Source organism: uncultured Pluralibacter sp. (assembly GCF_913775985.1).
Taxonomy (GTDB): Bacteria; Pseudomonadota; Gammaproteobacteria; order Enterobacterales; family Enterobacteriaceae; genus Pluralibacter.
Genome location: NZ_CAJYMB010000033.1, coordinates 1 through 10313 on the forward strand (window position 1 = coordinate 1; position 10313 = coordinate 10313).

Annotated in this window: 9 protein-coding genes; 5 read left to right on the forward strand and 4 right to left on the reverse strand. The window is 55.5% G+C overall.

Annotated elements, in window-relative coordinates:
- The first annotated feature begins 2 nt into the window (after window positions 1-2).
- Window positions 3-839, forward strand: a complete 837-nt coding sequence (rluB, locus tag QZ766_RS04840) for a 23S rRNA pseudouridine(2605) synthase RluB (RefSeq protein WP_297198076.1) — start codon at window positions 3-5, stop codon at window positions 837-839.
- A 76-nt stretch (window positions 840-915) separates the two neighbouring features.
- Here rluB and cobO read toward each other — a convergent pair whose 3' ends face one another.
- Entirely contained in the window at window positions 916-1506 is a 591-nt protein-coding gene (gene cobO, locus QZ766_RS04845) for a cob(I)yrinic acid a,c-diamide adenosyltransferase (protein WP_297198080.1), read from the reverse strand.
- Window positions 1503-2261, reverse strand: coding sequence for a YciK family oxidoreductase (locus QZ766_RS04850; RefSeq protein ID WP_297198083.1), 759 nt, complete (start codon window positions 2259-2261; stop codon window positions 1503-1505). Before QZ766_RS04850 ends, cobO begins: the two co-directional genes overlap by 4 nt.
- 244 nt (window positions 2262-2505) lie before the next feature.
- Between QZ766_RS04850 and sohB the strand changes: the two genes are divergently transcribed.
- Window positions 2506-3555 (forward strand): protease SohB, encoded by a 1050-nt coding sequence (gene sohB, locus QZ766_RS04855; protein WP_297198086.1) that lies wholly within the window; start codon window positions 2506-2508, stop codon window positions 3553-3555.
- A 45-nt stretch (window positions 3556-3600) separates the two neighbouring features.
- Here sohB and QZ766_RS04860 read toward each other — a convergent pair whose 3' ends face one another.
- Window positions 3601-3852, reverse strand: coding sequence for a YciN family protein (locus QZ766_RS04860; RefSeq protein WP_297198089.1), 252 nt, complete (start codon window positions 3850-3852; stop codon window positions 3601-3603).
- Window positions 3853-4275: 423 nt separating this feature from the next.
- Here QZ766_RS04860 and topA point away from each other — a divergent pair, with 423 nt between their 5' ends.
- Together topA and cysB are read left to right on the forward strand one after the other, a co-directional pair.
- Window positions 4276-6873, forward strand: coding sequence for a type I DNA topoisomerase (gene topA, locus QZ766_RS04865; protein WP_297198091.1), 2598 nt, complete (start codon window positions 4276-4278; stop codon window positions 6871-6873).
- 166 nt (window positions 6874-7039) lie between these two features.
- Window positions 7040-8014 (forward strand): HTH-type transcriptional regulator CysB, encoded by a 975-nt coding sequence (cysB, locus tag QZ766_RS04870; RefSeq protein WP_297198093.1) that lies wholly within the window; start codon window positions 7040-7042, stop codon window positions 8012-8014.
- Between the two features lie 56 nt (window positions 8015-8070).
- Here the strand turns inward: cysB and QZ766_RS04875 are convergent, their stop codons facing one another.
- Window positions 8071-9204 (reverse strand): glycosyltransferase, encoded by a 1134-nt coding sequence (locus tag QZ766_RS04875; protein ID WP_297198095.1) that lies wholly within the window; start codon window positions 9202-9204, stop codon window positions 8071-8073.
- A gap of 302 nt (window positions 9205-9506) precedes the next feature.
- On the opposite strand from QZ766_RS04875, the gene QZ766_RS04880 reads away from it, so the two are divergent.
- Window positions 9507-10313: aconitase family protein (locus QZ766_RS04880; RefSeq protein ID WP_297198097.1), on the forward strand; the 807-nt coding region annotated here is incomplete at its 3' end.

The following is a 10313-nucleotide window of genomic DNA, read 5'->3' on the forward strand; positions in this document are numbered from 1 at the left end:
AAATCGAATCGATGATTGAAGCCGGGCGCGTCAGCGTTGACGGTAAAATGGCCACTCTTGGCGATCGCGTCGAAGTGATCCCCGGTCTGAAAATCCGTATTGATGGCCACATTATCTCGGTGAAAGAGTCCGCAGAGCAGATCTGCCGCGTGCTGGCCTACTACAAGCCGGAAGGCGAGCTGTGCACCCGCAGCGATCCGGAAGGGCGGCCGACAGTCTTTGACCGCCTGCCCAAGCTGCGCGGCGCGCGCTGGATTGCGGTAGGGCGCCTGGATGTGAACACCTGCGGCCTGCTGCTGTTCACCACCGACGGCGAGCTGGCAAACCGCCTGATGCACCCGAGCCGTGAAGTCGAGCGCGAATACGCGGTGCGCGTCTTTGGTGAAGTTGACGATAATAAAGTGCGCCAGCTGGCGCGCGGCGTGCAGCTTGAAGACGGTCCGGCAGCATTCAAAACCATCAAGTTTACCGGCGGGGAAGGCATTAACCAGTGGTACAACGTGACCCTGACCGAGGGCCGCAACCGTGAGGTGCGCCGCCTGTGGGAAACGGTTGGCGTGCAGGTGAGCCGCCTGATCCGCGTGCGCTATGGCGATATTAATCTGCCTAAGGGCCTGCCGCGCGGCGGGTACGCCGAACTGGATCTGGCCCAGACCAACTACCTGCGCGAGCTGGTGGAGCTGAAGCCGGAAACCGAAAGCAAAGTTGCGGTGGAAAAAGATCGCCGCCGCATGAAGGCGAATCAGATTCGCCGCGCGGTTAAGCGCCACAGCCAGACGCCAACCAAGCCCGCCCGCAGCGGCGGCCGTCGCTCGACCCGCAACAGCGGTCAGGGCTGACGAGTAACCTGCCGGCGGCATATCTGCCGGCAGGCTTCACTCTGTTTCCAGCGCCTTCCTGACGCTGACAACCTCATCAATAATCAATACCCGGCTGGGCTTTGACTCCCGCGTCGAAGGCGTGCTTCACCGGACGTATTTCGCTCACGGTATCGGCGATATCCATAATCTCGCGGTGGCAGCCGCGTCCGGTCACGATGACAGTCTGGTGGCGAGGGCGCTCGCGCAGCGCAGTCAGCACCTCTTCCAGCGGTAGATAGTCATACGCCACCATATAGGTCAGCTCGTCGAGGATCACCAGGCCCAGCGCGGCGTCGGACAGCATCCGCTTCGCGTGCTGCCAGACCGCGAGGCAGGCGGCAGTGTCGCTGTCGCGATCCTGGGTATTCCATGTAAAGCCTGTCGCCATCACCTGGAACTCCACGCCGTGAGGCTCAAGCAGATTGCGCTCGCCGTTCGGCCAGTCGCCCTTGATAAACTGGATCGCGCCCACCTTTTTGCCGTGCCCCACCGCGCGGGCCGCGGTGCCGAAAGCTGCCGTGGTTTTGCCTTTACCGTTGCCGGTCAGCACGATCAGGATGCCGCGTTCCTCCTGGGCCTGTGCGACCCGGGCATCCACTTTCTCTTTCAGGCGCTGCTGGCGCTCGCGGTGGCGTTCGTCGCTCATTGTGAGATCCCCGGTTTGCGCCCCGGCTGGGCATCAAAGGTCATGCCGGTTTTGCGGCGGCTGTCGTCGCCCATCAGCCACAGGTACAGCGGCATAATTTCTGCCGGGGTTTTTAACTTCTGCGGATCTTCGGTGGGGAACGCGCTGGCACGCATGCCGGTGCGGGTTCCTCCGGGGTTAATGCAGTTAACGCGCAGCCGGTTCTGATACTCATCGGCCAGCACCTGCATCATCCCTTCGGTAGCAAATTTTGACACCGAGTAGGCGCCCCAGCTGGCCCGCCCCTGGCGCCCGACGCTGGAGGAGGTAAAGACCAGCGAGCCGGATTCTGCTTTGAGTAATAAAGGAAGAAGCGCCTGGGTAAGCATGAACGTGCCATTCACATTCACCTGCATTACCGCCTGCCAGATATCGGGATCCTGCTGCTCCATTGGCACGATATCCCCGAGCAGGCCTGCGTTGTGCAGCACGCCGTCGAGGTGCGGGGCGTGCATGGCGATTTTCTGCGCCAGCTCGCGGCACTGGGCCGGGTTACAGGTTAACAGATCGAGGGTGAACCAGCGGGTCACGTGGCCACTTTCCTGCTCTATCTGCTGCGCCACTTCGCGCAGTCTGTCTTCGTTACGGCCCAGCAGAATTACCCGGGCGCCGTGGCGGGCGTAGGTGAGGGCGGCTTCGCGACCAATGCCATCACTGGCGCCGGTAACGAGAATGATGCGGTTTTCCAGCAGATCGGGCTGCGGTTGATAATGCACGGGCTTTCTCCTGTGGCCAGTGGCTGACCACCTTGCTGTTTTATTTCACTTTTCGCCTTTATGCATTAAAAAAGCCGCAGTTTCAATCAGCCAGGCGGACGGTATACGTGAAATTAACATCCTGCAATGATTTACTCTGCTGCTGAATCAGGTTCCGGACGCGCAGGTCCGGTTGCACAGCAAGACGCGCCGCAAGGCCTGTTGTACACTGACTGTCCTGAAGGTGTTTTTTCAAGGTGAAAGCGTGGAACTACTGTCTGAATATGGGTTGTTTTTGGCAAAAATTGTCACGGTTGTTGTGGCTATTGCGGCGCTGGTCGTCATTATTGTGAATCTGGCCCAGCGTAATAAAAAGCAGCGCGGCGAACTGAAAATTATTAACCTCAGCGAGCAGTATAAGGAGATGCAGGATGAGATAAGCAGCGCACTGCTTGATGCTCACCAGTACAAGCTGTGGCTGAAGGTACAAAAGAAAAAGCATAAGCAGGAGGCGAAATCGGCGAAGGCGAATGCCAAAAGAAGCGTCGGCCTGGCTGCCGATAAACCGCGGGTATGGGTGCTGGATTTTAAAGGCAGCATGGATGCCCACGAGGTGAGCGCCCTTCGGGAAGAGATCACCGCCGTGCTGGCCGTTGCTAAGCCTCAGGATCGCGCCGTACTGCGTCTTGAAAGTCCCGGCGGTGTGGTTCACGGATACGGACTGGCGGCCTCGCAGCTGCAGCGCCTGCGCGATAAGCAAATTCCGTTAACCATCGCCGTTGATAAAGTGGCTGCCAGCGGCGGCTACATGATGGCCTGCGTGGGTAACAAGATTGTTTCCGCGCCTTTTGCCATTATCGGCTCTATCGGCGTAGTAGCGCAGATCCCGAACTTCAACCGTTTCCTGCGCAACAAAGATATCGACGTCGAGCTGCACACTGCCGGCCAGTACAAGCGTACCCTGACGCTGCTCGGCGAGAATACCGATGAAGGGCGACAGAAATTCCGCGAAGATCTGAACGAAACTCACCGCCTGTTCAAGGAGTTTGTTCACCGCATGCGGCCGCAGCTTGATATTGAGCAGGTGGCCACGGGCGAACACTGGTACGGGCAGCAGGCAGTGGAGAAGGGGCTCATTGATGAGGTGGGTACCAGCGACGATCTGCTGCTGGGCCTGATGGACAGCTACGAGTTGCTCAACGTTCGCTATCTGCAGCGTAAAAAGCTCATGGACCGCTTCACCGGCAGCGCCGCGAAAAGTGCCGACCAGCTGCTGATGCGCTGGTGGCAGCGGGGCCAAAAGCCGATGATGTAAGCGGCATAAAGATAAAAAACGCGAGGCCTGGCCTCGCGTTTTTGTTTAATCAGCCAGATGATATTTTTCAGATAATTCGTGGGCCAGATACTTAAACATATTGAAAACTGCGGTGCTTTTCGGCGTCGGCAGGCCCTGCTCATCGAGATAGTATTCACCGCTGAACACCAGCACACCGTTTCGCTGCTCAACGCCGGTGGCCTCGATACCTTTCATCGTATCGTGATGGTCGCGGATCATTTGGTTGGCTAATGTAAGAAGAGACTGACGATCGATAGGTTGGGATGTCGACTGCATAATTTTGCTCCTTGATACTTTGGCGCTAGTGTACGCCGGGCGCGCAGCGCGGGCAAATTTTCCCTTGTGAGTGAGGGGGTTTTGCCTGCAGGCGCTTTCTGGCGGGAATTGCTTTTGCATGCTAATAAAGTTGCGTAACGAATTTTATCAGGTACAGTGTGTCGCTTTCAGCAATCTGGCAACAGAATTGCTTGACATTCGACCAAAAATTATTCGTGGTGTAGCACCTGGCGGTAAAAGCCAGCAGATCCGGCAAATCTGATTCAGGCTTCTGGGGCCGGGATCGGAAAGGGGTTGATATCTACTGACGGCGCCGCAAGATCCTGGCGGGTCGCCAGTGGAAGGTGATTCGGTTACGAAGCTATGTGCTGGCAACAATCGCCGCGCGTATTTCTGGAAGAAGCAAATCAGGTAAAGGTGAATATGGGTAAAGCTCTCGTTATCGTTGAGTCCCCGGCAAAAGCCAAAACGATCAATAAGTATCTGGGAAATGACTACGTGGTGAAATCCAGCGTCGGTCACATCCGGGATTTGCCGACAAGTGGCTCAGCAAGCAAAAAGAGCGCCGACTCTACCTCCACCAAAACGGTGAAAAAGCCGAAGAAGGATGAGCGCGGCGCGCTGGTCAACCGCATGGGTGTCGACCCGTGGCACGACTGGAAAGCACAGTATGAAGTGCTGCCCGGTAAAGAAAAGGTCGTTTCAGAGCTTAAACAGCTGGCTGAAAAGGCCGATCACATCTATCTCGCAACTGACCTTGACCGCGAAGGGGAAGCCATTGCCTGGCACCTGCGGGAAGTGATCGGTGGTGACGACTCACGCTACAGTCGCGTTGTGTTTAACGAGATAACCAAGAATGCCATTCGTCAGGCATTTGAAAAGCCTGGTGAACTGAACATTGACCGGGTCAATGCCCAGCAGGCGCGGCGTTTTGTCGATCGCGTCGTGGGCTATATGGTCTCCCCGCTGCTGTGGAAAAAAATCGCCCGCGGCCTTTCTGCCGGCCGCGTACAGTCTGTTGCGGTTCGCCTGGTGGTAGAGCGCGAGCGCGAAATCAAAGCGTTTGTGCCGGAAGAGTTCTGGGAAATCGATGCGAGCACCACGACGCCGTCCGGCGACGTGCTGCCGCTGTCGGTTACCCACCACCACGATAAGCCGTTCCGACCGGAAAACCGCGATGAAACAATGGCGGCGGTGGCCCTGCTTGAAAAAGCGCGCTACACCGTTGCCGAGCGTGAAGATAAACCGACCACCAGCAAGCCCGGTGCGCCGTTTATCACATCCACGCTGCAGCAGGCGGCCAGTACCCGGCTGGGTTACGGCGTCAAGAAAACCATGATGATGGCGCAGCGTCTCTATGAGGCGGGCTACATCACCTACATGCGTACCGACTCCACCAACCTGAGTCAGGACGCGGTGCAGATGGTTCGCGACTACATCACCGACAGCTACGGTAAAAAGTACCTGCCTGACAGTCCGAACCAGTACGCCAGCAAAGAAAACTCTCAGGAAGCGCACGAAGCGATTCGTCCTTCCGACGTGGCGGTGCTGGCCGAATCCCTTAAGGATATGGAAGCCGACGCTCAGAAGCTGTATCAGCTTATCTGGCGCCAGTTTGTCGCCTGCCAGATGACCCAGGCGCAGTACGATTCCACTACCTTGACCATCAGCGCGGGAGATTTCCGCCTGAAGGCCCGCGGCAGAACCCTGCGTTTTGACGGCTGGACCAAAGTGATGCCCGCACTGCGCAAGGGCGATGAAGATCGCACCCTGCCGCCGGTGAAAAAAGGCGAAGTGCTGTCGCTGGTTGAACTTTTGCCCGCCCAGCACTTTACCAAGCCGCCGGCGCGCTTTAGCGAAGCTTCGCTGGTGAAAGAGCTTGAGAAGCGCGGTATTGGCCGCCCGTCGACCTATGCGTCGATCATTTCAACCATTCAGGACAGGGGCTACGTTCGCGTTGAAAGCCGCCGCTTCTATGCTGAGAAGATGGGGGAAATCGTCACCGATCGCCTCGAGGGCAACTTCCGCGAGCTGATGAACTACGACTTTACCGCCCAGATGGAGAGCAGCCTCGATCAGGTGGCTAACCATCAGGCCGAGTGGAAGCAGGTTCTCGACGCCTTTTTCGACGACTTTACCCGCCAGCTCAACACGGCGGAGAAAGATCCGGAAGAGGGCGGCATGTTGCCGAACTCGATGGTGCTGACCAGCATCGACTGTCCGACCTGCGGGCGCAAGATGGGTATCCGTACCGCCAGCACCGGTGTGTTCCTCGGCTGCTCCGGCTATGCGCTGCCGCCGAAAGAGCGTTGCAAAACCACCATCAACCTGATTCCGGAAAATGAAGTTCTGAATGTTCTGGAAGGCGATGATGCGGAAACCAACGCCCTGCGCGCCAAGCGCCGCTGCCCGAAGTGCGGCACGGCGATGGACAGCTACCTTATCGATCCGAAGCGCAAGCTGCACGTCTGTGGTAACAACCCGACCTGCGACGGTTACGAAATCGAAGAGGGTGAGTTCCGCATTAAGGGCTACGACGGGCCGATCGTCGAGTGCGAGAAATGTGGTTCTGAAATGCACCTGAAAATGGGGCGCTTCGGCAAATACATGGCCTGCACCAACGACGAGTGTAAAAACACCCGCAAAATACTGCGTAACGGTGAAGTGGCACCGCCGAAGGAAGATCCGGTTCCGCTGCCGGAGCTGGCGTGCGAAAAGTCTGATGCCTATTTCGTGCTGCGTGACGGTGCTGCGGGCGTATTCCTGGCCGCTAACACCTTCCCGAAATCCCGCGAAACCCGCGCACCGCTGGTGGAAGAGCTTTATCGCTTCCGCGACCGGCTGCCGGAGAAGCTGCGCTATCTGGCCGATGCGCCGCAGGCTGACCCGGAAGGGAATAAGACGCTGGTGCGCTTTAGCCGTAAAACCAAGCAGCAGTACGTCTCTTCTGAAAAAGAGGGTAAAGCCACCGGCTGGACCGCTTTCTTTATCGACGGGAAATGGCAGGAAGCGAAAAAATAACGTCTTTCGAATACTTTCTTTTAAGGGCCGCTTTGCGGCCCTTTTTTTATTAATTTCTTTTCAAAACTATACACTTTAGGCATAAATGTTATAGTGGTTATAGCTATTCTCATTCTTATTATAAATTCGTATTAAGCCTTGGCTTGTGCATCAGTGGAAAACGGTCATGAAATTACAGCAGCTTCGTTATATTGTTGAGGTTGTGAACCATAACCTCAACGTCTCCTCTACGGCCGAGGGGTTATATACTTCTCAGCCGGGCATCAGTAAACAGGTACGCATGCTGGAGGATGAGCTGGGCATTCAGATATTTGCCCGCAGTGGTAAACATCTCACTCAGGTAACGCCGGCAGGGCAGGAAATTATACGTATCGCCCGGGAAGTGCTTTCAAAAGTAGACGCTATTAAATCCGTTGCGGGCGAGCATACCTGGCCTGATAAAGGTTCGCTTTATGTTGCCACGACCCACACCCAGGCGCGCTACGCGCTTCCGGGCGTGATTAAAGGCTTTATTGAACGCTATCCCAGAGTCTCGCTGCATATGCATCAGGGATCGCCAACGCAAATAGCGGAAGCGGTATCGAAAGGGAATGCAGATTTTGCGATTGCGACAGAGGCGCTGCATCTTTATGACGATTTAGTGATGCTGCCGTGCTATCACTGGAACCGCTCGATTGTGGTTACCCCCGAGCATCCGCTCGCAGAAAAAAGCGAAGTCACCATCGAAGAGCTGGCCCAGTATCCGCTGGTCACCTACACTTTCGGCTTTACCGGCCGCTCCGAGCTGGATACCGCCTTCAACCGCGCGGGCCTGACGCCGCGCATCGTTTTTACCGCCACCGATGCCGACGTTATTAAAACTTACGTGCGCCTCGGGCTTGGGGTTGGGGTTATTGCCAGCATGGCGGTGGATCCGGTATCCGATCCGGATCTGGTTAAGCTTGATGCGCACGGCGTCTTTAGCCACAGCACCACCAAAATTGGCTTTCGCCGCAGCACCTTCCTGCGCAGCTATATGTATGACTTCATTCAGCGCTTCGCCCCGCACCTGACCCGCGACGTGGTCGACACCGCCGTTGCGCTACGCTCAAATGAAGACATTGAAGCGATGTTTAAAGACATTAAGCTGCCAGAAAAATAGCAGACCGCGCTGCCCGTTAACGGTAGCTGTCTGACAGAATACCGTTAACGGTACTGCTAGCGCAGCGCCTTGCTTTTGCGCAGCGGCTGCGGCTCGCCTGCGTCGGCATGGTGCTGCGCTGCCGGTGATTTGCGTCCCTTCTTCAGCGCACAGGCAAGCAGCCCCAGGCCGTATTTGATCGCCGCGCCAAGCTGCCTCTGATGGCGAGCGTGCTTGAGCGCGTGGCGCCACAGTATTTTCTTATGCGGCTCGACCAGCGGCGCGTCCTGCCAGGGCGAGCAGGCTTTGTGCTGCAGGAAATGTTCAGCAGAACTGTAGTTTTTCGCCCACTGATGCCACGGTTTGGTTGCGCCAATATAGTGCAGGAAGGTGATGTCTTCAGGCAAAGCGGAAGCTGTACCCTTGTATTCATCGTTAAGAGAATATTGAGTATTATATTTGCCGTCCAGAAAGAGGATCTTTCCTGCAACGGCAATATTAATCAAGTCCTGGTCATAATAGAGTAGCGCATCTTTAATCTGCGGGTCGCAAAGCCCGCGCGCAATTTTTGCAGATACGCCGTGCTCGCGCCAGGCGCTGGCGTTGACCAGCAGCACGCCGGAATTGAAATACTTTCCTTTTACTTCAGGTGCATTCATTAATGCAACGCGATCGCCTTCTTCAATAAAGTCAATATCCAGACAGGCGGCGACAGCCGCATCTACCATATCAACATTAAGAAGAGATGAAATTGAACCGCAGCAGGCAATATCCGAATCAAGATATAAAATGCGATCAACTTCATTCGCAAGATAGTCAATGGCCACAATTCTGAAATAAATTGAGCTTGGCCACCGGGCTTTTACCGGTAGCGTGCTGAGCTTATCGGTATCTACAAGATAGGCGGTCATACTGAAGCTGTACTCTTCAGCCAGCTGCTGGCATTTTTCAACAAAATCGGCGGGTACGCAGTCAGTAAAAAGATGGAAGTGCGGTTGGATATTAGGATTATTCTTTAATAGCGAAACGGCGGAGACTGCCGTCCCCAGTGAAAAATTGTTATCGGCGCCGTAAGCGATATGCACAATGTCCTTATGGTCGCCGCTGTCTGCTTTTGTAATCAATATTTGGTGTTTAACAAGCTTGCTAAATGACAGCATAATTTTACTGATTCCAACAATAAATTTACATTTATCGAGCGTGTCAGGCACTCGATATCTTTAAAATAATAAGATTAATTTCCGTGTGAAAAGTTCGCAGGCTATTGATGAAATTTATAATTATCCCTACGGAAATTACTCTTAATTAAACAATCTGGATTTCGTGCCGGAGCATCATACGCTTTATTTACTCAATAGTTAATAAACCCGGCGTACACAATTCGATAACGGACCCGCGGCCCGGCATTTATCTTTTTGAGTTGTTATCAAAACGTTAATGGATGGATGTGTTATCTTTAATGTAGACCCTGAGGAGTATCAGGGCTTCTAATCCCAGCCGTTAAGGAGGAGCTATGTCGTCAACCCTACGAGAGGCCAGTAAGGATACCCTGCAGGCCAAAGCAAAAACCTACCATTATTACAGCCTGCCCCTTGCTGCCAAACACCTCGGTGATATTTCTCGTCTGCCTAAATCATTAAAAGTTCTGCTTGAGAACCTCCTGCGCTGGCAGGACGGTGGCTCGGTCACCGAAGAGGATATCAAAGCCCTGGCCGGCTGGCTGAAAAATGCCCACGCCGACCGGGAAATCGCCTATCGCCCGGCGCGGGTGCTGATGCAGGACTTTACCGGCGTGCCGGCGGTAGTGGATTTGGCCGCCATGCGCGAGGCGGTGAAGCGCCTCGGCGGAGACACCGCTAAGGTAAATCCGCTCTCGCCGGTGGATCTGGTCATCGACCACTCTGTCACCGTGGACAACTTCGGCGATGATGATGCCTTTGCCGAAAACGTGCGCCTGGAAATGGAGCGCAATCACGAGCGCTATGTTTTTCTCCGCTGGGGGCAGCAGGCATTCAGCCGCTTCAGCGTTGTGCCGCCAGGGACCGGTATTTGCCACCAGGTCAATCTGGAGTATCTCGGCCAGGCAGTCTGGAGCGAACTGCAAAACGAAGAGTGGATAGCCTACCCGGATACCCTGGTGGGTACCGACTCCCATACCACGATGATAAACGGCCTCGGGGTGCTGGGTTGGGGCGTGGGCGGGATTGAAGCGGAAGCGGCCATGCTCGGCCAGCCGGTATCGATGCTTATCCCTGACGTGGTCGGGTTTAAATTAAGCGGCAAACTGCGCGAGGGGATCACTGCCACCGATCTGGTGCTG

Bases quoted from the DNA above. Each gene is read 5' to 3' on its own strand.
- cobO (WP_297198080.1), bottom strand. From the start codon at position 1,506: ATGAGCGACGAACGCCACCGCGAGCGCCAGCAGCGCCTGAAAGAGAAA.
- topA (WP_297198091.1), top strand. From the start codon at position 4,276: ATGGGTAAAGCTCTCGTTATCGTTGAGTCCCCGGCAAAAGCCAAAACG.
- cysB (WP_297198093.1), top strand. From the start codon at position 7,040: ATGAAATTACAGCAGCTTCGTTATATTGTTGAGGTTGTGAACCATAAC.
- QZ766_RS04860 (WP_297198089.1), bottom strand. From the start codon at position 3,852: ATGCAGTCGACATCCCAACCTATCGATCGTCAGTCTCTTCTTACATTA.